Origin of the sequence: Escherichia sp. WS1265, from assembly GCF_046487585.1 — a bacterium.
Lineage (GTDB): Bacteria > Pseudomonadota > Gammaproteobacteria > Enterobacterales > Enterobacteriaceae > Escherichia > Escherichia coli.
Map to the genome: position 1 here is coordinate 1 of NZ_JBJQJE010000017.1, position 26,428 is coordinate 26,428.

At 49.3% G+C, this 26,428-nt stretch carries 23 protein-coding genes, 1 rRNA gene and 1 pseudogene; 15 read left to right on the forward strand and 10 right to left on the reverse strand.

Annotated elements, in window-relative coordinates; genetic code table 11:
* Positions 1–103, forward strand: a 5S ribosomal RNA gene (gene rrf, locus ACJHX3_RS16770); the annotation flags it as partial.
* Positions 104–203: 100 nt separating this feature from the next.
* Here the strand turns inward: rrf and mobB are convergent.
* Both mobB and mobA read right to left on the reverse strand, forming a co-directional pair.
* Entirely contained in the window at positions 204–731 is a 528-nt protein-coding gene (gene mobB / locus ACJHX3_RS16775; protein ID WP_000907614.1) for a molybdopterin-guanine dinucleotide biosynthesis protein MobB, read from the reverse strand.
* The gene (gene mobA, locus ACJHX3_RS16780) at positions 713–1,297 is read right to left on the reverse strand and encodes a molybdenum cofactor guanylyltransferase MobA (protein WP_001052192.1); all 585 of its coding nucleotides are present in this window, start codon (positions 1,295–1,297) and stop codon (positions 713–715) included. Before mobA ends, mobB begins: the two co-directional genes overlap by 19 nt.
* A 69-nt stretch (positions 1,298–1,366) precedes the next feature.
* On the opposite strand from mobA, the gene ACJHX3_RS16785 reads away from it, so the two are divergent.
* The 4 genes from ACJHX3_RS16785 to ACJHX3_RS16800 all read left to right on the forward strand — a co-directional run bounded on the left by ACJHX3_RS16785 (position 1,367) and on the right by ACJHX3_RS16800 (position 4,927).
* Positions 1,367–1,636, forward strand: coding sequence for a YihD family protein (locus tag ACJHX3_RS16785; RefSeq protein ID WP_001295263.1), 270 nt, complete (start codon positions 1,367–1,369; stop codon positions 1,634–1,636).
* 76 nt (positions 1,637–1,712) lie between these two features.
* Positions 1,713–2,699: a stress response kinase SrkA gene (gene srkA / locus ACJHX3_RS16790; RefSeq protein ID WP_001065519.1), complete on the forward strand. Its 987-nt coding sequence runs from the start codon at positions 1,713–1,715 to the stop codon at positions 2,697–2,699.
* A gap of 16 nt (positions 2,700–2,715) precedes the next feature.
* On the forward strand, positions 2,716–3,342 hold the full coding sequence (gene dsbA / locus ACJHX3_RS16795) for a thiol:disulfide interchange protein DsbA (RefSeq protein ID WP_000725337.1): 627 nt from the start codon (positions 2,716–2,718) through the stop codon (positions 3,340–3,342).
* Between the two features lie 154 nt (positions 3,343–3,496).
* Complete coding sequence (locus ACJHX3_RS16800) at positions 3,497–4,927, forward strand: DUF945 family protein (RefSeq protein WP_087890787.1); 1,431 nt, start codon at positions 3,497–3,499, stop codon at positions 4,925–4,927.
* A 40-nt stretch (positions 4,928–4,967) separates the two neighbouring features.
* On the opposite strand, the gene ACJHX3_RS16805 is transcribed toward ACJHX3_RS16800, so the two are convergent.
* A complete protein-coding gene (locus ACJHX3_RS16805; RefSeq protein ID WP_001469191.1) occupies positions 4,968–5,900 on the reverse strand; it encodes an acyltransferase in 933 nt (310 codons plus the stop codon).
* A gap of 363 nt (positions 5,901–6,263) precedes the next feature.
* On the opposite strand from ACJHX3_RS16805, the gene polA reads away from it, so the two are divergent.
* Entirely contained in the window at positions 6,264–9,050 is a 2,787-nt protein-coding gene (gene polA, locus ACJHX3_RS16810; RefSeq protein WP_000250043.1) for a DNA polymerase I, read from the forward strand.
* Between the two features lie 381 nt (positions 9,051–9,431).
* On the opposite strand, the gene yihA is transcribed toward polA, so the two are convergent.
* On the reverse strand, positions 9,432–10,064 hold the full coding sequence (yihA, locus tag ACJHX3_RS16815) for a ribosome biogenesis GTP-binding protein YihA/YsxC (RefSeq protein ID WP_000183345.1): 633 nt from the start codon (positions 10,062–10,064) through the stop codon (positions 9,432–9,434).
* Between the two features lie 296 nt (positions 10,065–10,360).
* Here yihA and ACJHX3_RS16820 point away from each other — a divergent pair.
* From ACJHX3_RS16820 to hemN, 3 genes and pseudogenes are all read left to right on the forward strand, one after another.
* Positions 10,361–10,527, forward strand: a pseudogene (locus ACJHX3_RS16820) (hypothetical protein).
* A 118-nt stretch (positions 10,528–10,645) separates the two neighbouring features.
* Positions 10,646–11,155 (forward strand): Der GTPase-activating protein YihI, encoded by a 510-nt coding sequence (gene yihI, locus ACJHX3_RS16825; RefSeq protein WP_001295266.1) that lies wholly within the window; start codon positions 10,646–10,648, stop codon positions 11,153–11,155.
* Positions 11,156–11,343: 188 nt separating this feature from the next.
* A complete protein-coding gene (gene hemN, locus ACJHX3_RS16830; protein WP_094321790.1) occupies positions 11,344–12,717 on the forward strand; it encodes an oxygen-independent coproporphyrinogen III oxidase in 1,374 nt (457 codons plus the stop codon).
* 189 nt (positions 12,718–12,906) lie between these two features.
* Here hemN and ACJHX3_RS16835 read toward each other — a convergent pair whose 3' ends face one another.
* The 4 genes from ACJHX3_RS16835 to glnA all read right to left on the reverse strand — a co-directional run bounded on the left by ACJHX3_RS16835 (position 12,907) and on the right by glnA (position 17,182).
* The gene (locus ACJHX3_RS16835) at positions 12,907–13,017 is read right to left on the reverse strand and encodes a YshB family small membrane protein (protein WP_000893994.1); all 111 of its coding nucleotides are present in this window, start codon (positions 13,015–13,017) and stop codon (positions 12,907–12,909) included.
* A 111-nt stretch (positions 13,018–13,128) separates the two neighbouring features.
* Positions 13,129–14,538, reverse strand: coding sequence for a nitrogen regulation protein NR(I) (glnG, locus tag ACJHX3_RS16840; protein WP_001188777.1), 1,410 nt, complete (start codon positions 14,536–14,538; stop codon positions 13,129–13,131).
* A gap of 11 nt (positions 14,539–14,549) precedes the next feature.
* Positions 14,550–15,599 carry a nitrogen regulation protein NR(II) gene (gene glnL / locus ACJHX3_RS16845; protein WP_000190577.1) on the reverse strand — a complete coding sequence of 350 codons (1,050 nt, stop codon included), beginning with the start codon at positions 15,597–15,599 and terminating at the stop codon, positions 14,550–14,552.
* A 173-nt stretch (positions 15,600–15,772) separates the two neighbouring features.
* Entirely contained in the window at positions 15,773–17,182 is a 1,410-nt protein-coding gene (glnA, locus tag ACJHX3_RS16850) for a glutamate--ammonia ligase (protein WP_001271717.1), read from the reverse strand.
* A gap of 372 nt (positions 17,183–17,554) precedes the next feature.
* Here glnA and typA point away from each other — a divergent pair, with 372 nt between their 5' ends.
* The 4 genes from typA (at position 17,555) to ACJHX3_RS16870 (ending at position 22,660) form a co-directional block, all read left to right on the forward strand.
* Entirely contained in the window at positions 17,555–19,378 is a 1,824-nt protein-coding gene (gene typA, locus ACJHX3_RS16855) for a ribosome-dependent GTPase TypA (protein WP_000570668.1), read from the forward strand.
* 216 nt (positions 19,379–19,594) lie between these two features.
* Entirely contained in the window at positions 19,595–20,305 is a 711-nt protein-coding gene (locus tag ACJHX3_RS16860; protein WP_000829798.1) for a GntR family transcriptional regulator, read from the forward strand.
* A gap of 7 nt (positions 20,306–20,312) precedes the next feature.
* Entirely contained in the window at positions 20,313–21,293 is a 981-nt protein-coding gene (locus ACJHX3_RS16865) for a sugar phosphate isomerase/epimerase family protein (protein WP_094308651.1), read from the forward strand.
* 101 nt (positions 21,294–21,394) lie between these two features.
* On the forward strand, positions 21,395–22,660 hold the full coding sequence (locus tag ACJHX3_RS16870) for an MFS transporter (RefSeq protein ID WP_000956320.1): 1,266 nt from the start codon (positions 21,395–21,397) through the stop codon (positions 22,658–22,660).
* A gap of 59 nt (positions 22,661–22,719) precedes the next feature.
* Here ACJHX3_RS16870 and ACJHX3_RS16875 read toward each other — a convergent pair whose 3' ends face one another.
* Both ACJHX3_RS16875 and ACJHX3_RS16880 read right to left on the reverse strand, forming a co-directional pair.
* The gene (locus tag ACJHX3_RS16875) at positions 22,720–23,508 is read right to left on the reverse strand and encodes a DeoR/GlpR family DNA-binding transcription regulator (RefSeq protein ID WP_000022286.1); all 789 of its coding nucleotides are present in this window, start codon (positions 23,506–23,508) and stop codon (positions 22,720–22,722) included.
* Between the two features lie 39 nt (positions 23,509–23,547).
* On the reverse strand, positions 23,548–24,444 hold the full coding sequence (locus ACJHX3_RS16880; protein WP_000196715.1) for a sugar kinase: 897 nt from the start codon (positions 24,442–24,444) through the stop codon (positions 23,548–23,550).
* 172 nt (positions 24,445–24,616) lie between these two features.
* Here ACJHX3_RS16880 and yihU point away from each other — a divergent pair, with 172 nt between their 5' ends.
* Complete coding sequence (yihU, locus tag ACJHX3_RS16885) at positions 24,617–25,495, forward strand: sulfolactaldehyde 3-reductase (RefSeq protein ID WP_001306655.1); 879 nt, start codon at positions 24,617–24,619, stop codon at positions 25,493–25,495.
* A 24-nt stretch (positions 25,496–25,519) separates the two neighbouring features.
* Positions 25,520–26,407, forward strand: a complete 888-nt coding sequence (locus ACJHX3_RS16890; RefSeq protein WP_000094538.1) for an aldolase — start codon at positions 25,520–25,522, stop codon at positions 26,405–26,407.
* The last annotated feature ends 21 nt before the right edge of the window (positions 26,408–26,428 follow it).

Genomic DNA, 26,428 nt, shown 5'->3' on the forward strand with positions numbered 1-26,428 from the left:
GCGCGGTGGTCCCACCTGACCCCATGCCGAACTCAGAAGTGAAACGCCGTAGCGCCGATGGTAGTGTGGGGTCTCCCCATGCGAGAGTAGGGAACTGCCAGGCATCAAATTAAGCGAAAGGCCATCCGTCAGGATGGCCTTTTTGCGTTGGTGAAAAAAATGCCGGATGCGACGCTGGCGCGTCTTATCCAGCCTACTCTTGCTTATCCGTTCTGCTTTTGCATCCACTCCACCACAAAATCAGCCAGCCCCTCAACATCATTAATATCCAGTAACGCGACATCAAGATTAAGCGGCACATCACTGGCTACAGCAATAACATGCCTGTCTATCACTAATTCTTCAGGTCGATGTCCGGCTCCATCGCGAAACAGCACAATCTTTGCGATCTCTTCATGCTTAAACCCTTCGACCAGAATCAAATCCAGCTTTGAGGTATCCATTCGACTTGCGAGAAAATGTAGATCCAGCTCTTCTTCGTCTGGTGTTTCCGTCATCAAGGCCCATCGTTGCTGGCTGGCAACGATGGTTTGTGCCGCGCCAGCCTTGCGCAGCTCATAGCTATCTTTGCCTGGCTTATCAACATCCATATCATGGTGCGTATGCTTAATCAGCCCTGGACGGATCCCTCTGGCGCATAATGCCGGGATCAGTTTTTTCAAAAGCGTAGTTTTTCCGGTACCACTCCACGCGGCAAAGGCGAGTAACGGTATCATCGTTTTTCCTGCCATCGGGCAAGCTCCTCTGGCGTATTCACGTTAACAAATGCATCTTTATGATCGCTGAAATCAACCGCATGCCCGCCAGCCAGACGCATAAATGCCATTACCCGGCGTTCTCCTGCTTGCAGATATTCCAGTAATAAAGGCTCAATTGCGCGGTTTACCAGAGCAATAGTCGGGTGATCGCGTTCACCGTCATGGACCCACACGACAGGCGCATCTTTGCGCTGATGATTAAGCCGGGCTGCTAAATCCTCGGGAATATAAGGAGTATCGCACGGACAAAACAAAAACCACTCGCCTGCTTCCTGCTGCATTACTGAAAGCATTCCTGCCAGAGGGCCTGGGTAATCCGCCAGTGAATCTTCAATCACTTTCAGACCGCTTGCCTGATAGATTTCCTGATGACGATTAGCATTAACCACGACGTGAGAGAGCTGCGTCATAAGCGTGTCAGCGACATGTTGCCATAATGGTTTGCCGTTTAATTCAAGCAATCCTTTATCTACGCCGCCCATTCGTCTGGCTTTACCGCCTGCCAGCACAACGCCTGTTATCGTCGTCATCAGATTCACCGATATCGCCTCTTTTATTGTGGGATTGACCCTGCTAACGTGTCTGTCTCAAGAGTAAGGAGCATTACTATGAAATGTAAACGTTTGAATGAAGTTATTGAACTCCTCCAGCCAGCCTGGCAAAAAGAGCCAGACCTTAACCTGCTGCAATTTTTGCAGAAACTGGCGAAAGAGTCAGGTTTTGACGGCGAACTGGCGGATTTGACGGATGACATTCTGATCTATCACCTGAAAATGCGTGATTCCGCGAAAGATGCGGTGATCCCGGGTTTGCAGAAAGATTATGAAGAAGACTTCAAAACGGCGCTGTTACGCGCTCGCGGCGTAATTAAAGAGTAAAAGCTTGTAAGCGGCGCCACCAAAATCATCGTGAAATGATATCCTTCATCATTCGTAATGTTTTCCGGATGATGGGATGAACAACAGCGCTTTTACTTTCCAGACACTACACCCGGATACCATTATGGATGCTCTATTTGAGCAAGGGATCCGGGTGGATTCCGGTCTTACCCCGCTTAACAGCTATGAAAACCGTGTCTATCAATTTCAGGACGAAGATCGTCGACGTTTTGTCGTCAAATTTTATCGCCCTGAACGTTGGACAGCCGACCAAATCCTCGAAGAACATCAGTTTGCGTTGCAGCTGGTAAATGATGAAGTTCCGGTCGCAGCACCTGTGGCCTTTAACGGTCAGACTTTATTGAACCATCAGGGATTTTATTTCGCTGTTTTTCCAAGCGTCGGTGGTCGCCAGTTCGAAGCTGATAATATCGATCAGATGGAAGCTGTTGGGCGTTATTTAGGGCGTATGCACCAGACGGGGCGCAAACAGCTTTTTATCCATCGCCCGACCATCGGTCTGAATGAATATCTCATTGAGCCACGCAAGCTGTTTGAGGACGCTACACTGATACCTTCCGGGTTGAAAGCAGCATTCCTGAAAGCGACAGATGAGCTGATCGCCGCCGTTACAGCACACTGGCGGGAAGATTTCACCGTTCTGCGGCTACATGGAGACTGCCACGCCGGGAATATTCTCTGGCGCGATGGTCCAATGTTTGTTGATCTGGATGATGCACGTAATGGTCCAGCCGTTCAGGATTTGTGGATGTTGCTCAATGGCGATAAAGCCGAGCAGCGGATGCAACTGGAAACTATTATTGAAGCTTATGAAGAATTTAGCGAGTTCGACACCGCTGAAATCGGACTGATTGAACCTTTACGCGCCATGCGTTTGGTTTATTATCTTGCCTGGCTAATGCGGCGTTGGGCTGATCCCGCGTTCCCGAAAAATTTCCCGTGGTTAACTGGGGAAGATTACTGGCTGCGACAGACGGCGACTTTTATAGAACAGGCAAAAGTTCTACAAGAACCCCCTTTGCAATTAACACCTATGTATTAATCGGAGAGAGTAGATCATGAAAAAGATTTGGCTGGCGCTGGCTGGTTTAGTTTTAGCGTTTAGCGCATCGGCGGCGCAGTATGAAGATGGTAAACAGTACACTACCCTGGAAAAACCAGTTGCTGGCGCGCCGCAAGTGCTGGAGTTTTTCTCTTTCTTCTGCCCGCACTGCTATCAGTTTGAAGAAGTTCTGCATATTTCTGATAACGTGAAGAAAAAACTGCCGGAAGGCGTGAAGATGACTAAATACCACGTCAACTTCATGGGTGGTGACCTGGGCAAAGATCTGACTCAGGCATGGGCAGTGGCGATGGCACTGGGCGTGGAAGACAAAGTCACTGTTCCGCTGTTTGAAGGCGTACAGAAAACCCAGACCATTCGTTCAGCATCTGATATCCGCGATGTATTTATCAACGCAGGTATTAAAGGTGAAGAGTACGACGCGGCGTGGAACAGCTTCGTGGTGAAATCCCTGGTCGCTCAGCAGGAAAAAGCTGCAGCTGACGTGCAATTGCGTGGCGTTCCGGCGATGTTTGTTAACGGTAAATATCAGCTGAATCCGCAGGGTATGGATACCAGCAATATGGATGTTTTTGTTCAGCAGTATGCTGATACTGTGAAATATCTGTCCGAGAAAAAATAATTCAATGTAAATTACATAAAGCCCGTGAATATTCACGGGCTTTTTTTATTATTTAATAAATATAAATACATTCTGATAATGCATCCTGCCGCTGGACATTATTTCAGCATAAGTGGATATTCAAAGTTTTGCTGTTTTATCAGGGAATATTTATATGATACGTAAGTCAGCTACAGGTGTTATTGTTGCGTTAGCCGTAATCTGGGGCGGTGGCACATGGTACACAGGTACGCAAATTCAGCCTGGTGTCGAAAAATTTATTAAAGATTTTAACGATGCTAAAAAGAAAGGTGAACATGCCTACGATATGACGTTAAGTTATAAAAATTTTGACAAAGGCTTTTTTAATTCTCGTTTTCAAATGCAAATGACATTTGATAACGGTACACCCGATCTCAATATCAAGCCAGGCCAGAAAGTTGCATTTGATGTGGATGTTGAGCACGGTCCGTTGCCCATCACAATGTTAATGCATGGTAATGTCATCCCAGTACTGGCAGCGGCAAAAGTGAACTTAGTGAATAATGAACTGACACAACCGCTATTTATCGCCGCGAAAAATAAATCGCCCGTGGAAGCGACATTGAGGTTCGCGTTTGGTAGCTCATTCTCCACGACATTAGATGTTGCCCCTGCAGAGTATGGAAAGTTTTCCTTTGGTAAGGGCCAGTTTACTTTTAATGGTGATGGTAGTTCATTGTCTAACCTGGATATTGAAGGCAAAGTCGAAGATATTGTTCTGCAATTATCACCAATGAACAAAGTAACGGCGAAAAGTTTTACCATTGATTCTCTGGCGCGATTAGAAGAAAAGAAATTTCCGGTTGGTGAAAGCGAGTCGAAATTTAATCAGATTAACATTATCAATCACGGGGAAGACGTTGCCCAAATCGATGCTTTCGTTGCAAAAACCAGGCTGGATCGCGTTAAAGACAAAGATTATATCAATGTCAATCTGACCTACGAACTTGATAAGTTAACAAAAGGGAATCAGCAACTCGGTAGTGGTGAGTGGTCATTGATTGCTGAATCTATTGATCCCTCAGCGGTGCGCCAATTTATCATCCAGTATAACATTGCGATGCAGAAGCAGCTTGCTGCACACCCTGAGTTAGCAAACGATGAAGTTGCTCTGCAAGAAGTGAATGCTGCATTTTTCAAAGAGTATTTACCGTTATTACAAAAAAGTGAGCCGACCATTAAACAACCGGTAAGATGGAAGAACGCACTCGGCGAACTAAATGCCAATCTGGATATCAGTATTGCCGACCCAGCCAAATCTTCATCATCCACAAACAAAGATATTAAATCGCTCAATTTTGATGTGAAATTACCGCTTAATGTCGCCACAGAAATCGCAAAACAGCTTAATTTATCTGAAGGAATGGATGCGGAAAAAGCGCAAAAGCAGGCTGATAAACAAATCAGCGGGATGATGACCTTAGGTCAGATGTTTCAGTTAATCACGATTGACAACAATACCGCCTCGCTGCAACTGCGTTATACACCGGGTAAAGTTGCTTTTAACGGACAGGAGATGAGCGAAGAAGAATTTATGTCTCGTGCCGGACGTTTTGTTCATTAAAATACTCACTCGCCTCTGCTCATTCAGAGGCGAGCAAAATTTACTTGTCCTGCCGCTGTGATGACATCAACGACGTCAGAAGCCGGTCTTTTTCCTGCCACAGTGAGTTCAGCCATTGCTGAAAATGGCGCTTAAAGCTTTTGTCATTGATGTAGTCGCCATGTAACTCATCGGAAATAGACTGCAAATCCACATGTACGACAATTCGCGTCAGTTTACCGCTTAACATATCGAAGAACGGCTGACGGTTATTGTCCGGATAACACAGCGTAACATTAAGCAGTTTATCGAATTGTTTACCCAGTACATTTAGCGCCATCGCAATGCCTGCCGCCTTTGGTGGCAACAAGTTTTGAAAAGTGGAGTGGGTTTGCTGATGTTTTTCTTGCGTGAAACGGGAGCCTTCAACGAAATTGACAATGGTGGTGGGATGCAGGCGAAACTTTTCACAAGAACGCCGAGTGGTTTCGACATCTTTACCACGTCGCTCCGGATGACGTAATAAATAAGCGCGGGAATAACGCTTCATGAACGGCATATCCAGCGCCCAGCACGCCAGGCCAAGAAAAGGCACCCAGGCCAGTTGCTGCTTGAGGAAATATTTATTCATCGGAATGTGCTTACGAAACAGCACGCACAGTACGACAATATCTGCCCAACTACGGTGGTTACAAATAAGCAGATACCAGTTCTTCTTACTTAACCCTTCCAGCCCGTGAACTTCCCATTGCAGGTGTGGGTTCAGATGCAGTAATACCGCCAGACCTTCGCACCAGCAATACATCATAAAATCACAAAAACGCGAAACCTTTCGCCAAATGACTGGCACAGGAAGCAATAGTTTTACAATCCCGGCAATGATGATCGGGACGGAGCAAAAAATAGTGACCAAAATGGTCAATACGATACTCAGCAAAAGGGTTATCGCAGCGAGTATTCTCGTCATAATGAATTTATTCAAAAAGTTAGCCATAGACAGTGCGCTAAAGAAGCGCAAGGCGCAGATTTTAGCAGAAAACGACCCAAATAACGGATGATCCTTAAGGAGAAAAATAATTCATATCTATCCACATTAGAAAAAATCCCATTATCTCAATTATTAGGGATGGTCTTATTTTTAACTTCATGAAAAACAAAGACAAACATCATGCTGTAAAAAGCATGATAATAAATTAAAAGCGATGTAAATAATTTATGCACAAAGTTATCCACATGACGATTTGCGAGCGATCCAGAAGATCTACAAAAGATTTTCACGAAAAGCGGTGAAAAACTCATGTTTTCATCCTGTCTGTGGCATCCTTTACCCATAATCTGATAAACAGGCACGGACATTATGGTTCAGATCCCCCAAAATCCACTTATCCTTGTAGATGGTTCATCTTATCTTTATCGCGCATATCACGCGTTTCCCCCGCTGACTAACAGCGCAGGCGAGCCGACCGGTGCGATGTATGGTGTCCTCAACATGCTGCGCAGTCTGATCATGCAATATAAACCGACGCATGCAGCGGTGGTCTTTGACGCCAAGGGAAAAACCTTTCGTGATGAACTGTTTGAACATTACAAATCACATCGCCCGCCAATGCCGGACGATCTGCGAGCACAAATCGAACCTCTGCACGCGATGGTTAAAGCGATGGGACTGCCGCTGCTGGCGGTTTCTGGCGTAGAAGCGGACGACGTTATCGGTACTCTGGCGCGCGAAGCCGAAAAATCCGGGCGTCCGGTGCTGATCAGCACTGGCGATAAAGATATGGCGCAACTGGTGACGCCAAATATTACGCTTATCAATACCATGACGAATACCATCCTCGGACCGGAAGAGGTGGTGAATAAGTACGGCGTGCCGCCAGAACTGATCATCGATTTCCTGGCGCTGATGGGTGACTCCTCTGATAACATTCCTGGCGTACCGGGCGTCGGTGAAAAAACCGCGCAGGCATTGCTGCAAGGTCTTGGCGGCCTGGATACGCTGTATGCCGAGCCAGAAAAAATTGCTGGGTTGAGCTTCCGTGGCGCGAAAACAATGGCAGCGAAGCTCGAGCAAAACAAAGAAGTTGCTTATCTCTCATACCAGCTGGCGACGATTAAAACCGACGTTGAACTGGAGCTGACCTGTGAACAACTGGAAGTGCAGCAACCGGCAGCGGAAGAGTTGTTGGGGCTGTTCAAAAAGTATGAGTTCAAACGCTGGACTGCTGATGTCGAAGCGGGCAAATGGTTACAGGCCAAAGGGGCAAAACCAGCCGCGAAGCCACAGGAAACCAGTGTTGCAGACGAAGCACCAGAAGTGACGGCAACGGTGATTTCTTATGACAACTACGTCACCATCCTTGATGAAGAAACACTGAAAGCGTGGATTGCGAAGCTGGAAAAAGCGCCGGTATTTGCATTTGATACCGAAACCGACAGCCTTGATAACATCTCTGCTAACCTGGTCGGGCTTTCTTTTGCTATCGAGCCAGGCGTAGCGGCATATATTCCGGTTGCTCATGATTATCTTGATGCGCCCGATCAAATCTCTCGCGAGCGTGCACTCGAGTTGCTAAAACCGCTGCTGGAAGATGAAAAGGCGCTGAAGGTCGGGCAAAACCTGAAATACGATCGCGGTATTCTGGCGAATTACGGCATTGAGCTGCGTGGGATTGCGTTTGATACCATGCTGGAGTCCTACATTCTCAATAGCGTTGCCGGGCGTCACGATATGGACAGCCTCGCGGAACGTTGGTTGAAGCACAAAACCATCACTTTTGAAGAGATTGCGGGTAAAGGCAAAAATCAACTGACCTTTAACCAGATTGCCCTCGAAGAGGCCGGACGTTACGCCGCCGAAGATGCAGATGTCACCTTGCAGCTGCATCTGAAAATGTGGCCGGATCTGCAAAAACACAAAGGGCCGTTGAACGTCTTCGAGAATATCGAAATGCCGCTAGTGCCGGTGCTTTCACGCATTGAACGTAACGGTGTGAAGATCGATCCGAAAGTGCTGCACAATCATTCTGAAGAGCTCACTCTTCGTCTGGCTGAGCTGGAAAAGAAAGCGCATGAAATTGCAGGTGAGGAGTTTAACCTTTCTTCCACCAAGCAGTTACAAACCATTCTGTTTGAAAAACAGGGCATTAAACCGCTGAAGAAAACGCCAGGTGGCGCGCCGTCAACGTCGGAAGAGGTACTGGAAGAACTGGCGCTGGACTATCCGTTGCCAAAAGTGATTCTGGAGTATCGTGGTCTGGCGAAGCTGAAATCGACTTACACCGACAAGCTGCCGCTGATGATCAACCCGAAAACCGGGCGTGTGCATACCTCTTATCACCAGGCAGTAACTGCAACGGGACGTTTATCGTCAACCGATCCTAACCTGCAAAACATTCCGGTGCGTAACGAAGAAGGTCGTCGTATCCGCCAGGCGTTTATTGCGCCAGAGGATTATGTGATTGTCTCGGCGGACTACTCGCAGATTGAACTGCGCATTATGGCGCATCTCTCGCGTGACAAAGGCTTGCTGACCGCATTCGCGGAAGGAAAAGATATCCACCGGGCTACGGCGGCAGAAGTGTTTGGTTTGCCACTGGAAACCGTAACCAGCGAGCAACGCCGTAGCGCGAAAGCGATCAACTTTGGTCTGATTTATGGCATGAGTGCTTTCGGTCTGGCGCGGCAATTGAACATTCCACGTAAAGAAGCGCAGAAGTACATGGACCTTTACTTCGAACGCTACCCTGGCGTGCTGCAGTATATGGAACGCACCCGTGCTCAGGCGAAAGAGCAGGGCTACGTTGAAACGCTGGACGGACGCCGTCTGTATCTGCCGGATATCAAATCCAGCAATGGGGCTCGTCGTGCAGCGGCTGAACGTGCAGCCATTAACGCGCCAATGCAGGGAACCGCCGCCGACATTATCAAACGGGCGATGATTGCCGTTGATGCGTGGTTACAGGCTGAGCAACCGCGTGTGCGTATGATCATGCAGGTACACGATGAACTGGTATTTGAAGTTCATAAAGATGATGTCGATGCCGTCGCGAAGCAGATTCATCAACTGATGGAAAACTGTACCCGTCTGGATGTGCCGTTGCTGGTGGAAGTGGGGAGTGGCGAAAACTGGGATCAGGCGCACTAAGATTCGCCTGAACATGCCCTTTTTTCGTAAGTAAGCAACATAAGCTGTCACGTTTTGTGATGGCTATTAGAAATTCCTATGCAACAACTGAAAAAAAATTACAAAAAATGCTTTCTGAACTGAACAAAAAAGAGTAAAGTTAGTCGCGTAGGGTACAGAGGTAAGATGTTCTATCTTTCAGACCTTTTACTTCACGTAATCGGATTTGGCTGAATATTTTAGCCGCCCCAGTCAGTAATGACTGGGGCGTTTTTTATTGGGCGAAAGAAAAGATCCGTAATGCCTGATGCGCCCTGTTTATCAGGCCAACGGTAGAAGTGTAATCTATTGAATTTACGGGCCGGATACGCCACATCCGGCACAAGCATTAAGGCAAGAAAATTATTCGCTGTCCTGCGTTTCTTCTACAGGCTGCATCTCGTTAAACCAGGTATCCAGTTTCTGCCGCAGCTTGTCCACGCCTTGTTTCTTCAGTGAAGAGAACGTTTCAACCTGCACATCACCGTTAAACGCCAGCACCGCTTCACGCACCATATTCAATTGCGCTTTACGTGCGCCGCTTGCCAGTTTGTCCGCTTTGGTCAGCAGCACCAGCACGGCGATATTGCTGTCTACCGCCCACTCAATCATCTGTTGATCCAAATCTTTCAGCGGATGGCGAATATCCATTAGCACCACCAGACCTTGCAGGCTCTGACGTTTTTCGAGGTACTCGCCGAGCGCGCGCTGCCATTTGCGCTTCATCTCTTCCGGGACTTCCGCATAACCGTACCCAGGCAAGTCAACCAGACGCTTGCCGTCAGCCACTTCAAACAGGTTGATAAGCTGGGTGCGCCCTGGGGTTTTTGAGGTCCGCGCCAGGCTTTTCTGGTTAGTCAGCGTGTTCAGCGCGCTGGATTTACCTGCGTTGGAACGGCCTGCAAAAGCCACTTCAATTCCGGTATCGGAAGGTAGGTGGCGAATATCAGGCGCACTCATCACAAAATGCGTCTGTTGATAATTCAAATTAGTCAAAGCGGTCGTCTCCGTCAGTCAAAGCTTTGCGGCGATTATACCTGAACCATAATAAAAGGCGGATTTTTCGGCGTGAGCGTTGTAAGTAAAAGCCATACGCTTTGTGAGACATTGCCGATAGTCTTTATGCGAAATAGCAGAGAAAATTCTGCGATGCATGTCAAATAAGTTATATAAATCAGTTAATTGCTTTTATATAAAACTCTGAAAATGTGCAAATACTGATGGCGGTTGATTGTTTGTTTAAAGCAAAGGCGTAAAGTAGCACCCATAGAGCGAGGACGCTAACAGGAACAATGACTCAGGATGAGGGTCAGGAGCGCCAGGAGGCGAAGACAGAGGATTGTCAGGAAGACAAACGTCCGGAGACGTAATTAAACGGAAATGGAATCAACACGGATTGTTCCGGCTAATGGAAAAACAGGGTGTGTTGGCGGCCTGCAAGGATTGTAAGACCCGTTAAGGGTTATGAGTCAGGAAAAAAGGCGACAGAGTAATCTGTCGCCTTTTTTCTTTGCTTGCTTTCTGTTAGATTCCGCCGCAAATCTATACTGAATAAAACGGCTAAAAGACGAACCATTATGAAACCATCATCTTCAAACTCACGCAGCAAAGGTCATGCAAAAGCGCGTCGAAAAACACGCGAGGAGCTGGATCAGGAAGCTCGTGACCGTAAGCGTCAGAAAAAACGTCGTGGTCATGCGCCGGGCAGCCGCGCAGCGGGCGGTAACACCACGTCAGGCAGCAAAGGCCAGAACGCACCGAAAGATCCACGTATTGGCAGTAAAACCCCTATTCCATTGGGCGTGACTGAAAAAGTCACCAAACAGCACAAACCGAAGAGTGAGAAACCTATGCTTTCACCGCAGGCGGAGTTGGAGTTACTGGAAACGGATGAGCGTCTGGATGCGCTGCTGGAACGTCTGGAAGCAGGCGAAACCCTGAGCGCCGAAGAGCAATCCTGGGTGGATGCCAAGCTGGATCGTATTGATGAGTTGATGCAGAAGCTCGGCCTCTCTTATGACGATGACGAAGAAGAGGAAGAAGACGAGAAGCAAGAAGACATGATGCGTCTGCTGCGGGGCAACTAACGGATTGCCGCCGTGGGCCTTCCCGTTCTGCTGATAACCCTTCCGGTTATATGTTATCTGGTGTGGTTATTCGTTAAACTACAGCGGTTGTCGCGGCGACAAAAGTGGCTGCGCAACCGGCTGATGACCCGAAACGGGCATCCGCCGGTACGCCGTAGCCGCCAGAGACGCCATCGGAAGGAGTGAGCATGTCTGTACAGCAAATCGACTGGGATCTGGCCCTGATCCAGAAATATAACTATTCCGGGCCACGATACACCTCGTACCCGACCGCGCTGGAGTTTTCAGAAGACTTCGGCGAACAGGCGTTTTTACAAGCCGTGGCGCGCTATCCTGAGCGTCCATTATCTCTCTACGTACATATCCCGTTCTGCCATAAGCTTTGTTACTTCTGCGGTTGCAATAAGATTGTTACTCGCCAGCAGCACAAGGCCGATCAGTATCTGGACGCGCTGGAGCAAGAAATCGTCCATCGTGCACCGCTTTTTGCCGGGCGCAAGGTGAGCCAGCTGCACTGGGGCGGTGGTACGCCGACGTATCTGAACAAAGCGCAAATCAGCCGTCTGATGAAGCTGCTGCGCGAAAACTTCCAGTTCAATGCCGATGCGGAGATTTCGATCGAAGTCGATCCGCGCGAAATCGAACTGGATGTACTCGATCATTTACGCGCCGAGGGCTTTAATCGCCTGAGCATGGGCGTGCAGGACTTCAACAAAGAAGTGCAACGTCAGGTTAACCGCGAGCAGGATGAAGAGTTCATCTTTGCACTGCTTAACCATGCGCGTGAGATTGGTTTTACCTCCACCAACATCGACCTGATTTACGGCCTGCCGAAACAAACGCCGGAGAGTTTCGTTTTTACCCTGAAACGCGTGGCGGAGTTGAACCCCGATCGTCTGAGTGTCTTTAACTACGCGCATCTGCCGACCATTTTTGCTGCTCAGCGCAAAATCAAAGATGCTGACCTGCCGAGTCCGCAGCAAAAACTCGATATCCTGCAGGAAACCATCGCCTTCCTGACGCAATCGGGCTATCAGTTTATCGGTATGGATCACTTTGCCCGTCCGGATGACGAGCTGGCGGTGGCCCAGCGTGAAGGCGTGCTGCACCGTAACTTCCAGGGCTACACCACTCAGGGCGATACCGATCTGCTGGGGATGGGCGTTTCCGCCATCAGTATGATTGGCGACTGCTACGCGCAGAACCAGAAAGAGTTGAAGCACTACTATCAGCAAGTGGATGAACAAGGCAACGCGCTGTGGCGTGGTATTGCGCTAACGCGTGATGACTGTATTCGCCGCGATGTGATTAAGTCGCTCATCTGCAACTTCCGTCTGGATTACGCTCCCATTGAGCAACAGTGGGATTTGCACTTCGCTGATTACTTTGCGGAAGATCTCAAGCTGCTCGCCCCGTTAGCAAAAGATGGGCTGGTGGATGTGGATGACAAGGGGATTCAGGTGACGGCGAAAGGTCGCTTGCTGATCCGCAACATTTGCATGTGCTTTGATACCTATCTGCGCCAGAAAGCGCGGATGCAGCAGTTCTCACGGGTGATTTAAATAGTGAATGGCGCTTCGTTTACAAAGTAGAAAACGAAAGCGCCATCAATGTGCTGAGAACAAGATTGCCTGATGCGCTACGCTTATCAGGCCTACAAAACCTGTTGAAAATATTGCTTTTGTAGGCCGGATAAGGCGTTCACGCCGCATCCGGCATGAACAAAGAGCACATCATCAGCAATCTGAAACTCAACTAAACAGCCCAATCATCGCGGCACACAGCACGGCAGCAACAGCAGTTTGCGGTGTGTGGCTGTCAACTGCGCCACTCGATACCAGATTAATTATTGATTCCAGCATAATGACTCTCCCCGTTTTCCGGGCAAGATCATACTGAACTTATCGGAACAGTAAAGCGCAAAATACCAGCAGTTTGCGCTCAATAATCAATCTTTACACACAAGCCGTGAATCACTCCATCCCCAGCTCTTTTAACTTCCGCGTCAGAGTGTTACGCCCCCAGCCGAGTAGCCGCGCCGCTTCCTGTTTATGTCCTTGCGTATGTCGCAACGCGGTCGTCAGTAACGTCCGCTCCAGCTCAGGCTGCGCTTCGGAAAGCAGATTTTGATGACCGGAACGCAGCGCCCTGTCTGCCCACTGCGCTAACAGCGTCGCCCAACTGTCCGGTTGCATTTGCGAAGTACTCTCCGCAACCGTTGATTCAAACAGTTCGCCAGGCAAATCCTGAATCAACACTTCCTGTCCGGCAGCCATTACCGTTAGCCAGCGGCAGGTGTTTTCCAGCTGGCGCACGTTGCCTGGCCACGCCAGACGCGTCAGCGCGGCTTCGGTTTCCGGATGCAGCAACTTCGCTTCTACGCCCAGTTCGCGCGCGGCAACCTGTAAAAAATGGCGCGCCAGACGGGGAATATCTTCCCGACGTTCGCGCAGCGGCGGCAGATGAACGCGGATAACGTTCAGGCGGTGGAACAGATCCTCACGGAACTTACCTTCCTGCACCCGCTGTTCGAGATTCTGGTGAGTGGCAGCGATAATCCGCACATCCACTTTCACCGGCGCATAGCCGCCAACGCGGTAAAACTGACCGTCTGCTAGCACGCGCAGCAAACGCGTCTGCACATCCAGCGGCATATCGCCAATTTCATCGAGAAATAACGTGCCGCCATCGGCCTGTTCAAAACGCCCCTGACGAATGGTATTCGCGCCGGTAAACGCGCCTTTCTCGTGACCAAACAGTTCTGATTCGATCAAATCCTTCGGGATAGCCGCCATATTCAGCGCGATAAACGGCGCTTTGGCTCGCGGACTGTGGCGATGCAGGGCATGAGCGACCAGTTCTTTACCGGTGCCGGATTCGCCGTTAATCAGCACGCTAATAGAAGAACGCGAAAGCCGACCGATAATACGGAACACGTCCTGCATGGCTGGCGCTTCGCCGATGATATCGGTCGTTGGGCCGTTAAGCTGAACATTACGCGGCTGCTGCTGTTCCTGGTAATGACTGATGGCGCGCTCAACCAGGGCGACGGCTTCGTCGATATCAAACGGTTTGGGCAGATAATCAAACGCCCCTTGTTGATAGGCGCTGACGGCAGCATCCAGATCGGAATGTGCGGTCATAATGATGACCGGAAGCATCGGATGGCGCTGTTTAATCTGCTTGAGCAGCGCCAGCCCGTCCATTCCCGGCATACGGATATCTGAAAGCAGCACATCCGGCGTTTTGCTCGCCAGCGCCTCCAGTACCTCCGCGCCGTTCTCAAATGTCGTACAGGTTAAACCCGCTCCAGCGAGCGCACGTTCAAGCACCCAACGGATGGAACTATCGTCATCGACTACCCAGACTATCCCTCGTTGCATAAACGTCACCTTTATTTCCTGATAGGCAGGTAAACCGAGAACTCGGTATGACCTGGCCAACTGGTAAATTCAATTTTGCCTGAATGCTGATCAATCAAATTACGGGCGATGGATAAGCCAAGCCCGGTACCACCTTCGCGGCCACTGACCATCGGATAAAACAGCGTATCCTGCAAATGAGGCGGAATGCCCGGCCCGTTATCTTCCACATCAATTCGCGCCGCCAGCCGATAGCGCTCGCCGTGTAAGGTCAGTTGAAACGCGGTGCGGGTACGCAGAATGATTTCACCACCCTCTGGCCCCAGCGCCTGTAGCGCATTACGCACAATATTCAGGAGCACTTGCTCAATTTGATCCGGGTCGTGCGCCAGTTCCGGCAGGCTGGGGTCGTAATCACGAATCAACCGCACGTTGTCCGGCAGCTCCATCGACACCAGCGTCACCACGCGTTCAGCCACTTTGTGAATACTTTCGGTAACGCGCGTACCGGGCAGCTGCGGTCCCAACAGACGGTCGACCAGATTTCGCAGCCGGTCCGCCTGTTCGATAATCACTTTGGTATATTCAAGTAGTGACGGGTCAGGTAATGCTTTGCTGAGCAGCTGTGCCGCGCCACGTAAACCGCCAAGCGGATTTTTAATCTCATGTGCCAGGCCGCGCACTAAATCACGGGCAGCAACCTGCTGGGCGTGCTGTAGCTGTTCCTGACTTAAGCGGCGCTGGTTATCCATCGGTGCCATCTCCAGCAGGATCATGCCGTCCGGCATACGCTGGGCCGTCACAGAAAGGATATGCGAGCGCCCGTCGATGACCAGCGTCACTTCGTTATCAGTAAAACCTTGCCCCGCCTCCAGACTTTCTTGCATCAGCTCGATATTTAATGAGAAGTAGCTCAACAGTTCCGGTAACGGTGTACCAAACAATTTGCGGGAGCTTTGGGCGAGCAGTTGTTGCGCGGCGGGGTTGGCGTAATGGATCGCCAGGTTGTCATCGATTAACAAAATACTGTTAATCAGCGAGTTGAGGATCTGCCCAGCATCGGGCTGCGTGCCTGTTGCCATAAAGCAGTCTCCTGAACAGGTTGCACCATTTTAGTGCATTATAGCTTTTTACGGATAAAAAGCGCGTAGCATCAGAGAATTGACGGAGAAAAAAGCCCATGCAGAGATGGGCTGAAAGTTTCCACGGCAACTAAATCCCGGCGTTGTTGCGCCGGGTAGTACAACTTCAACTATTAGACGCTGTAGTACAGCTCAAACTCTACCGGATGCGGAGTCATACGCACGCGGTCATCTTCTTCGCGACGCAGAGCGATGTACGCATCGATCGCTTCATCAGTGAACACACCACCGGCTTTCAGGAACTCGCGGTCCAGATCCAGTTCGTTCAGTGCTTCTTCCAGAGAACCAGCAACCTGTGGGATCTCTTTCGCTTCTTCCGGCGGCAGGTCATACAGGTTTTTGTCCATTGCTTCGCCCGGATGGATCTTGTTCTTGATACCGTCAAGACCGGCCATCAGCAGGGCAGCAAAGCACAGGTACGGGTTAGCCGCCGGGTCCGGGAAACGTACTTCGATACGACGTGCTTTCGGAGAAGAAACCACCGGAATACGGATAGACGCAGAACGGTTACGCGCAGAGTAAGCCAGCATTACCGGTGCTTCGTAGCCCGGGACCAGACGCTTGTAAGAGTTGGTGGTCGGGTTTGCCAGGGCATTAATCGCTTTCGCGTGTTTGATTACGCCGCCAATGTAGTACAGCGCCTGTTCAGACAGACCTGCATATTTGTCACCCGCGAACAGGTTAACGCCGTTTTTAGACAGCGACATGTGGCAGTGCATACCGGAGCCGTTATCACCGAACATCGGTTTTGGCATAAAGGTCGCGGTTTTACCGAAGCGGTGCGCTACGTTGTGCACAACATATTTGTAGATCTGAATTTCGTCAGCTTTTTTGGTCATGGTATTGAAGCGGGTAGCCACTTCGTTCTGACCAGCAGTCGCTACTTCGTGGTGATGGGCTTCAACCACCAGACCCATCTGTTCCATCACCAGACACATTTCAGAACGAATATCCTGAGCAGAGTCTACCGGCGGAACCGGGAAGTAACCGCCTTTCACTGCCGGACGGTGACCTTTGTTACCACCTTCATATTGGGTGGAGGAGTTCCATGCGCCTTCGATATCGTCGATAGCAACGTGGGAACCGGAGATAGAAGATCCGAAACGGATGTCATCGAACAGGAAGAATTCAGGTTCTGGCCCGAACAGTACGGTGTCGGCAATGCCAGTAGAACGCAGGTAATCTTCAGCGCGTTTCGCGATGGAGCGCGGGTCACGGTCATAGCCTTGCAGGGTGCCAGGTTCAAGGATGTCGCAACGGATAATCAGGGTAGAATCGGCAAAGAACGGGTCAATCACTGCGGTGGATGCGTCTGGCATCAGCACCATGTCGGATTCGTTAATGCCTTTCCAGCCGCCAATCGAGGAGCCGTCAAACATTTTGCCTTCTTCGAAGAATTCAGCATTCACCTGATGAGCAGGGATAGTGACGTGCTGTTCTTTACCTTTGGTATCGGTGAAGCGCAAATCAACAAACTTCACTTCGTGCTCGTTCAGCATCGTCAGTACGTGTTCAGCGGACATACTTTAACTCTCCTGGATTGGTCATGGTCGTCGTGGTAACGAAATCTGCAATTATTTTGGCCGTGTCGCCGTAAAAAAGATAAAGCGAAATCTGTGCCAACTTTTAAATTGCCCCTAAAAGGCGTTATCATGCGCACCATCGTGCAAAAGGGCTGCACCACGATGTGAATGTTGCACCAATATAGTGCTTCAATGGAAACATTAAGCACCATATTGGTGCAATGACCTTTGGATAACCCTTTTTATGCTCCGTGAAAGCGATCACAAAGGGACTCTGCAATACTTGTTTGCGGAGGATGTTTGTGATCCTGTTTTGTAGTGCGATTAATCCGTGTACAATAACGCGCTATTTCTAATGCCTGAGGCAAAGTTGTGATCGAAAAATTGCGTAATATCGCCATCATCGCGCACGTAGACCATGGTAAAACCACCCTGGTAGACAAGCTGCTCCAACAATCCGGTACGTTCGACTCTCGTGCCGAAACCCAAGAGCGCGTGATGGACTCCAACGATTTGGAGAAAGAGCGTGGGATTACCATCCTCGCGAAAAACACCGCTATCAAATGGAATGATTACCGTATCAACATCGTTGATACCCCGGGGCACGCCGACTTCGGTGGTGAAGTTGAACGTGTAATGTCCATGGTAGACTCAGTGCTGCTGGTGGTTGACGCATTTGACGGCCCGATGCCGCAAACGCGCTTCGTAACCAAAAAAGCGTTTGCTTACGGCCTGAAGCCGATTGTTGTTATCAACAAAGTTGACCGCCCTGGCGCGCGTCCTGATTGGGTTGTGGATCAGGTATTCGATCTGTTCGTTAACCTCGACGCGACCGACGAGCAGCTGGACTTCCCGATCGTTTACGCTTCTGCGCTGAACGGTATCGCGGGTCTGGACCACGAAGATATGGCGGAAGACATGACCCCGCTGTACCAGGCGATTGTTGACCACGTTCCTGCGCCGGACGTTGACCTTGACGGTCCGTTCCAGATGCAGATTTCTCAGCTCGATTACAACAGCTATGTTGGCGTTATCGGCATTGGCCGCATCAAGCGCGGTAAAGTGAAGCCGAACCAGCAGGTCACTATCATCGATAGCGAAGGCAAAACCCGTAACGCGAAAGTCGGTAAAGTGCTGGGACACCTCGGTCTGGAACGTATTGAAACCGATCTGGCGGAAGCTGGCGATATCGTGGCGATCACGGGCCTGGGCGAACTGAACATTTCTGACACCGTTTGCGACACGCAAAACGTTGAAGCGCTGCCGGCACTCTCCGTTGATGAGCCGACCGTTTCTATGTTCTTCTGCGTTAACACCTCGCCGTTCTGCGGTAAAGAAGGTAAGTTCGTAACGTCTCGTCAGATCCTGGATCGTCTGAACAAAGAACTGGTACACAACGTTGCGCTGCGCGTAGAAGAAACCGAAGACGCCGATGCGTTCCGCGTTTCTGGTCGTGGCGAACTGCACCTGTCTGTTCTTATCGAAAACATGCGTCGTGAAGGTTTCGAACTGGCGGTATCCCGTCCGAAAGTAATCTTCCGTGAAATCGACGGTCGTAAACAAGAGCCGTATGAAAACGTGACGCTGGACGTTGAAGAACAGCATCAGGGTTCTGTGATGCAGGCGCTGGGCGAACGTAAAGGCGACCTGAAAAACATGAATCCAGACGGTAAAGGCCGCGTACGTCTCGACTACGTGATCCCAAGCCGTGGTCTGATTGGCTTCCGTTCTGAGTTCATGACCATGACTTCCGGTACTGGTCTGCTGTACTCCACCTTCAGCCACTACGACGACGTACGTCCGGGCGAAGTGGGTCAGCGTCAGAACGGTGTACTGATCTCTAACGGTCAGGGTAAAGCGGTAGCGTTCGCGCTGTTCGGTCTGCAGGATCGCGGTAAGCTGTTCCTCGGTCACGGTGCAGAAGTTTACGAAGGTCAGATTATCGGTATTCACAGCCGCTCTAACGACCTGACTGTAAACTGCCTGACCGGTAAGAAACTGACCAACATGCGTGCTTCCGGTACTGACGAAGCCGTTGTTCTGGTTCCGCCTATCCGCATGACTCTGGAACAAGCTCTGGAGTTCATCGATGATGACGAACTGGTAGAAGTGACTCCGACCTCTATCCGTATTCGTAAACGTCACCTGACGGAAAACGATCGTCGTCGCGCCAACCGCGCACCGAAAGACGATTAATTTCGTTTTTTAGTCATAAAAAACCTGCCATCGCTGGCAGGTTTTTTTTTACCTGTCGTGAGCGCACACCAATGCGAGTATCTCCCTTATAAGTCTGTGATTACGTCAATAGAGAGCTTTGTCACAATTATCTGCAAAGTCATACACCGTTAATTGCTTTCTTTTTTGGCGTAAGCGTAAGATGCTTCATCTGGTTTAAACCAAAAGGATTAAACAATGGCGGAGAATCAATCCACCGTAGAAAATGCAAAAGAGAAACTGGATCGGTGGTTGAAAGATGGCATCACCACGCCGGGTGGAAAACTCCCTTCAGAAAGAGAGCTGGGAGAACTGCTGGGCATTAAACGTATGACGCTGCGCCAGGCGTTGTTGAACCTCGAGGCAGAATCCAAAATCTTCCGTAAGGATCGTAAGGGGTGGTTCGTGACCCAGCCGCGATTTAATTACAGTCCGGAGCTGTCAGCGAGCTTTCAGCGGGCCGCAATTGAGCAAGGACGAGAGCCTTCCTGGGGGTTTACCGAGAAAAACCGTACCAGCGATATTCCCGAGACGCTCGCGCCACTGATTGCAGTGACACCATCAACTGAACTCTATCGCATCACCGGCTGGGGGGCGCTGGAAGGACATAAAGTTTTCTATCACGAAACATATATTAATCCTGAAGTTGCTCCGGGTTTTATTGAACAACTTGAAAACCACTCATTTTCTGCAGTCTGGGAAAAGTGCTACCAAAAAGAGACGGTAGTAAAAAAATTGATTTTCAAACCCGTCAGAATGCCGGGCGATATCAGCAAGTATCTTGGCGGTTCTGCGGGTATGCCAGCGATCTTAATTGAAAAGCATCGCGCCGACCAGCAAGGCAATATTGTCCAGATAGATATTGAATATTGGCGATTTGAGGCCGTAGACCTCATCATTAATCTGTAGGTGTTTTATGGTGACAATAAATAACGCAAGAAAGATTCTACAACGTGTCGACACTCTTCCTCTTTATTTACATGCTTATGCCTTTCATTTAAATATGCGGCTGGAAAGAGTGTTGCCTGCTGATTTACTTGATATCGCAAGTGAAAATAATCTACGTGGCGTCAAAATCCATGTTCTGGATGGCGAGCGTTTTTCTCTTGGTAATATGGACGATAAAGAACTCTCTGCCTTTGGGGATAAAGCCCGCCGTCTGAACCTTGATATTCATATTGAAACCAGCGCTTCAGATAAGGCATCTATTGACGAAGCCGTCGCCATTGCGTTGAAAACTGGGGCATCATCCGTACGTTTTTATCCACGTTATGAAGGTAATTTGCGCGACGTATTATCGATCATCGCTAACGACATTGCCTATGTACGGGAAACGTATCAGGACAGCGGCCTGACTTTTACGATCGAACAGCATGAAGATTTAAAAAGCCATGAGCTGGTGTCGCTGGTCAAAGAAAGTGAGATGGAGTCTCTTTCCTTACTGTTTGATTTTGCGAACATGATCAATACAAATGAGCATCCCATCGACGCTTTAAAAACGATGGCACCGCATATTACCCAGGTCCATATCAAAGATGCCTTGATCGTTAAAGAAGAGGGTGGCCTGGGTCATAAAGCCTGTATTTCAGGTCAGGGTGATATGCCGTTCAAAGCGTTATTAACGCACCTTATCTGCCTGGGTGATGATGAGCCGCAGGTGACGGCATATGGCCTGGAAGAAGAGGTTGATTACTATGCGCCTGCGTTCCGCTTTGAAGACGAAGATGATAATCCGTGGATCCCTTATCGCCAGATGAGTGAAACACCCCTACCAGAAAATCATTTACTGGATGCGCGGCTACGTAAAGAAAAAGAAGATGCAATTAATCAGATAAATCATGTGCGTAACGTACTACAACAAATCAAACAAGAGGCAAACCATCTTCTGAACCACTAATAAGTTTTAACTCATACGCAGTTAATAAAACCATTCCATATGAATGGTCGGTATCTTATTGCCTTTAAAACAGTGATTTTAAAAATCGCTTAGGGGATGTTATGCTCACGAAAAAGAAATGGGCGTTATTTAGTCTATTAACACTGTGTGGCGGTACAATTTATAAATTACCGTCTCTGAAAGATGCGTTTTATATCCCGATGCAGGAATATTTCCATTTGACCAATGGTCAAATTGGTAATGCTATGTCGGTAAACTCATTTGTCACGACAGTGGGTTTTTTTCTGTCTATTTATTTTGCCGATAAACTACCGCGCAGATACACCATGTCATTCTCACTCATTGCGACAGGATTACTGGGTGTTTATTTGACGACAATGCCGGGGTATTGGGGCATCCTCTTTGTCTGGGCGCTATTTGGCGTTACTTGCGACATGATGAACTGGCCGGTCTTGCTCAAGTCGGTAAGTCGATTGGGCAATAGCGAACAACAAGGTCGGTTGTTTGGCTTCTTCGAAACAGGGCGTGGCATTGTCGATACCGTGGTGGCATTTTCTGCGTTAGCAGTATTTACCTGGTTTGGCAGTGGCTTATTGGGTTTTAAAGCAGGCATCTGGTTCTATTCCCTTATTGTGATTGCCGTAGGCATTATCATTTTCTTTGTCCTGAATGACAAAGAAGAGGCACCGTCCGTTGAGGTGAAAAAAGAAGACGGAGCATCGCAAAACACCAGTATGACCTCGGTGCTGAGAGACAAAACCATCTGGCTTATCGCTTTCAACGTCTTCTTCGTTTACGCGGTTTACTGTGGCCTAACATTCTTCATTCCATTCCTGAAAAACATCTATCTATTGCCCGTTGCGCTGGTGGGGGCTTACGGCATCATTAACCAATACTGTCTGAAAATGATTGGTGGACCGATTGGTGGCATGATTTCAGATAAGATCCTGAAATCGCCGAGTAAATATCTATGCTACACCTTTATCATCAGTACCGCTGCGCTCGTACTGTTGATTATGCTGCCGCACGAAAGTATGCCGGTCTATTTAGGGATGGCATGTACGCTGGGCTTTGGCGCGATAGTCTTTACACAGCGAGCCGTATTTTTTGCACCTATCGGCGAAGCAAAAATTGCTGAAAATAAAACAGGCGCGGCGATGGCGTTGGGTAGCTTTATTGGTTACGCCCCGGCGATGTTCTGCTTCAGTCTGTATGGCTACATTCTGGATTTAAATCCGGGGATTATTGGCTACAAAATCGTGTTTGGCATTATGGCCTGCTTCGCATTCTGTGGTGCGGTGGTTTCCGTAATGCTGGTTAAGCGTATTAGCCAACGTAAGAAAGAGATGCTGGCGGCTGAAGCTTAATTAATGGCCGGATGTGCTTAATCCGGCCAACGGAAACCGTATCAACCGAAGTTTCAATTTCAGGATACTTCTTGCTCGGCAACCACCAGTTCAACATTCTCTTCACTTAACAACTGGCAGAAAGAATTGGGAGGCGGGGCATCAGTAAAAAAAGCCCTGACATTCCGTGCATTGCCAATTGAAACGGCAGCAGACGCGGCAAACTTCGTATGATCGGCCACTAACAATGTATTCCGCGCATGTTTAATCATCGTTCTCGCGACTAACGCTTCATTTACATCAAATTCCAGTAGGGTGCCGTCATGTTCAATGGCACCTATACTGGTGATTAAATAATCTGCGCGGAAGCCTTCAATAAAATCCACGGCTCCTGGGCCGATAATCCCGCCGTTATGAGCGCGTAAAGTGCCTCCCGGCACCATCACTTCAATATCCTGATTCTTATAAAGAATCTGTGCCACACGTAGGCTGTTAGTGATAATGCGTAAATCACGCCGGTTGAGTAATGCTCTGGCAACGGCTTCTACGGTTGTACCGATGGTGATAAAGACGGTACAGCGTTCGGGAAGGTAATCGGCGACTGCCTCAGCGATCGCCCGTTTCTCGGCGGTGAGCGAAAGTTCCCGTTGCTCAAAAGCGGTATTCATGACGCTGGAGACGCGCCCGGCCCCTCCATGATGACGGGTGATCAAGCCCTGCTCACTGAGTTTTCGGATATCCCGGCGCACGGTTTGCGTTGAAACATCCAGCAGTTGTGCCAGTTCTTCAATATTCATATAACCGCGTTCTGCGATTAGATGAACGAGTTGGTCATGGCGTGGATTACCTGTCACTTCGATGATACTCATGAATACTCCCTTGCCCCTCCTCGGTAGATGTTTACCATTTTACGCATAAAGTGACAAAAATGATTCGGTTTGCTCACGATTAGGAATGCCGGCCCGACCGCCAGGCTGGGTACATTTCATCGCGGCAACCGCACTGGCAAAACGAATAGCCTCTTTTGTTGGCATTTTTTCTGCCAACGCTACCGCGAGTGCGCCGTGAAAAACATCGCCTGCTCCAGTGGTATCAACCACATTGACAGAAAATGCCTCCTGTTGACACAAATGACCATCTTCAATCCACAACGATCCTTCAGAACCCAGCGTAACATACACTTTACCTGCTGTTTGTGTCGTTGCCTGGAACAAACCTTCTTCAGGTGACTGCAGGCCAGTCATGCGTTTCAGCCCTGGTGTTGAGAACACGGCGTGATCGGCAAGCGCGACAAGTGGAGAAATATCCTGCGGTGTCATATCGGCGTCTAAAAGCGTTGTCACACCCGCAAGGCGCGCTAGCGAGAATGCTTTTTCAGTACCGCTATGCCAGCGAACATCGGCCAGAATCAGATCATAACGAGAGAAATCGATCGCTTCTAACCATTCGGCATCAGTACCGAGATCAGGACTTGGATAATTAACGATAATCCGTTCGCCATGCTGATCAACGAGGATCGCTGATTGCGACGAACGGGCGTTAGGATATCGGCGGCAAAATGCGGTATTGACGCCCCAACCCTCAAGTTCTGCAAGTAAGGTATTTCCACAACTGTCATCGCCGACGCGACCGATGAAATCAACCTCCACGCCAAGCTTTGCGATTGCAACAGCGGCTGTTGCTGCCGGGCCGCCACCAATCTCAAGATAATGATTTGCTTGATATTTCCCGCCGCCCTCCGGCAGAGTGGGCAAAGAATAAATCCTGTCCTGAACTGTGATACCCACGCATGCAATTCTGGTCATATTTGTCTTGTCCTGTTTAATTTTGTCGTCTTTGGTCAATTTAAATGACACAAATGATCAAATTAGTGATGTGTGTCGTGTTTTTGAACATAAATTACAAATATGCTCAAAAACAGACGAAAACAAATTTTCAATTGTCATTATTTTGTCAATGTCAGACAGGAGAGTATTCATGGCAACCATTGCATTTCTCGGGCTGGGGCAGATGGGTAGCCCAATGGCTAACAATCTATTGCAAAAAGGGCATTCATTGCAGGTATTTGATGTCAATGCACAGGCCGTCGATGTGCTAGTTACGCAGGGGGCCACTGCGGCACAAACCCCAGCGGAAGCAGCAGCAGGCGCTGAATTTATCATCACTATGCTTCCCAATGGTGACATTGTTCGACAGGTTCTGTTGGGGGAAAAAGGCGTCTGTGAGGCTGTTTCATCTGACGCGTTATTGATTGATATGTCGACTATTCATCCCTTACAGACCGATGCATTAATACGGGAGTTACAAGAAAAAGGCATCAGTATGATGGACGCTCCCGTGGGCAGAACGTCCGTGAATGCGATTGATGGCACATTGCTGATTTTAGCGGGTGGCACTGATGAGCAGATTGCACGTGCACGCCCGATTCTCATGTGCATGGGTAATGAGCTGGTCGAGGCTGGCGGCCCAGGAATGGGGATCCGCGTGAAGCTAATTAACAACTATATGAGCATTGCGCTTAATGCGCTGTCCTCCGAGGCCGCTGTGTTATGTGAGTCACTGGGATTAAATCTTGATGTCGCAATTAAGGTGATGAGTGGTACGGCAGCAGGGAAAGGACATTTTACGACCACCTGGCCTGGCAAAGTGCTGAAAGGCGATCTTTCACCCGCCTTCATGGTGGATCTGGCGTTGAAAGATCTGCGTATTGCAGTTGACGTCGCTCGGGAGACGGGGGCACCGCTCAATATGGGGATTGCAGCAGAAAGTTATTACGCCGCAGCAAGTCAAGACGGCAAAGGGCGGCAGGACTGGAGCGCCCTGCTAAATCAGGTTCGCCAGCAGGCTGGTCTTTAATTTTATCTATTAACAGGAGTTTCTATGTCATCCCACTTCACCCCATTTACGCTGAAAGATATCTCCCGCCCAGGTGGTGGATTCGCCATGTTAGCTGTCGATCAGCGTGAGGCCATGCGCCTGATGTTTGCGGCAGCAGGGCAGCCAAAACCCATCGCCGACAGTGTACTCACCGATTTTAAAGTTGCCGCGACCCGAATCCTTTCTCCTTATGCTTCTGCCGTTCTGGCGGATAAACAATTTTGTCTTGAACAAATAGTCGCGCAGGGCGCTGTGGCTAATTCTTGCGGCCTGATTGTCGCTGCCGATCTTTTTATCCCAGGTAATGGCCTCCCGGTTGATAGCGTTGAAATAGATATGTCCGTCGACCCGCATAAAGCCCGTGAAATGGGGGCTAAGGCAATGAAATTACTTGTACTCTGGCGTGAAGATGAACCCGCAGAGGAACGTCTGGCAATGGTTGATAAATTTGTTCGTCGCTGCCGTAGTGCCGGGCTGGTTAGCATTATTGAACCTGTGGTGCGTCCACCTCGTCGCGGTTGGGACTTTGATCGTGAAAGCGCCATTGTTGCCGCCGCCGCAGAGCTTGGTGGAACAGAGGCTGATCTTTACAAAGCCGAGATGCCATTAGGGGGCAAAGGCGATGAAAAAACCTTACTTGCCGCCTGTCAGCAACTTAACGATCAGATGAAGATGCCGTGGGTAATTCTTTCTTCTGGCGTTGATGCCGATATTTTTGGCCGTGCAGTAAGTATTGCCATGAAAGGTGGTGCGTCGGGCTTCCTGGCTGGACGAGCGGTTTGGGCGTCGGTTGTTGGTGCACAAGATCCACAAACTATGCTGCGCGATGTCTCTGTTCCTCGTTTACAACGGCTGGCTGAAATTGTCGATGAAGGTATCGCGCAACGCTAATCCCCTATGGATATCGATTCT

Coding starts and splice junctions, on each gene's coding strand:
- mobB (WP_000907614.1), bottom strand. CDS start 731: ATGGCAGGAAAAACGATGATACCGTTACTCGCCTTTGCCGCGTGGAGT.
- ACJHX3_RS16785 (WP_001295263.1), top strand. CDS start 1,367: ATGAAATGTAAACGTTTGAATGAAGTTATTGAACTCCTCCAGCCAGCC.
- srkA (WP_001065519.1), top strand. CDS start 1,713: ATGAACAACAGCGCTTTTACTTTCCAGACACTACACCCGGATACCATT.
- dsbA (WP_000725337.1), top strand. CDS start 2,716: ATGAAAAAGATTTGGCTGGCGCTGGCTGGTTTAGTTTTAGCGTTTAGC.
- ACJHX3_RS16800 (WP_087890787.1), top strand. CDS start 3,497: ATGATACGTAAGTCAGCTACAGGTGTTATTGTTGCGTTAGCCGTAATC.
- ACJHX3_RS16805 (WP_001469191.1), bottom strand. CDS start 5,900: ATGGCTAACTTTTTGAATAAATTCATTATGACGAGAATACTCGCTGCG.
- polA (WP_000250043.1), top strand. CDS start 6,264: ATGGTTCAGATCCCCCAAAATCCACTTATCCTTGTAGATGGTTCATCT.
- yihI (WP_001295266.1), top strand. CDS start 10,646: ATGAAACCATCATCTTCAAACTCACGCAGCAAAGGTCATGCAAAAGCG.
- hemN (WP_094321790.1), top strand. CDS start 11,344: ATGTCTGTACAGCAAATCGACTGGGATCTGGCCCTGATCCAGAAATAT.
- ACJHX3_RS16835 (WP_000893994.1), bottom strand. CDS start 13,017: ATGCTGGAATCAATAATTAATCTGGTATCGAGTGGCGCAGTTGACAGC.
- glnG (WP_001188777.1), bottom strand. CDS start 14,538: ATGCAACGAGGGATAGTCTGGGTAGTCGATGACGATAGTTCCATCCGT.
- glnL (WP_000190577.1), bottom strand. CDS start 15,599: ATGGCAACAGGCACGCAGCCCGATGCTGGGCAGATCCTCAACTCGCTG.
- glnA (WP_001271717.1), bottom strand. CDS start 17,182: ATGTCCGCTGAACACGTACTGACGATGCTGAACGAGCACGAAGTGAAG.
- ACJHX3_RS16860 (WP_000829798.1), top strand. CDS start 19,595: ATGGCGGAGAATCAATCCACCGTAGAAAATGCAAAAGAGAAACTGGAT.
- ACJHX3_RS16865 (WP_094308651.1), top strand. CDS start 20,313: ATGGTGACAATAAATAACGCAAGAAAGATTCTACAACGTGTCGACACT.
- ACJHX3_RS16870 (WP_000956320.1), top strand. CDS start 21,395: ATGCTCACGAAAAAGAAATGGGCGTTATTTAGTCTATTAACACTGTGT.
- ACJHX3_RS16875 (WP_000022286.1), bottom strand. CDS start 23,508: ATGAGTATCATCGAAGTGACAGGTAATCCACGCCATGACCAACTCGTT.
- ACJHX3_RS16880 (WP_000196715.1), bottom strand. CDS start 24,444: ATGACCAGAATTGCATGCGTGGGTATCACAGTTCAGGACAGGATTTAT.
- yihU (WP_001306655.1), top strand. CDS start 24,617: ATGGCAACCATTGCATTTCTCGGGCTGGGGCAGATGGGTAGCCCAATG.
- ACJHX3_RS16890 (WP_000094538.1), top strand. CDS start 25,520: ATGTCATCCCACTTCACCCCATTTACGCTGAAAGATATCTCCCGCCCA.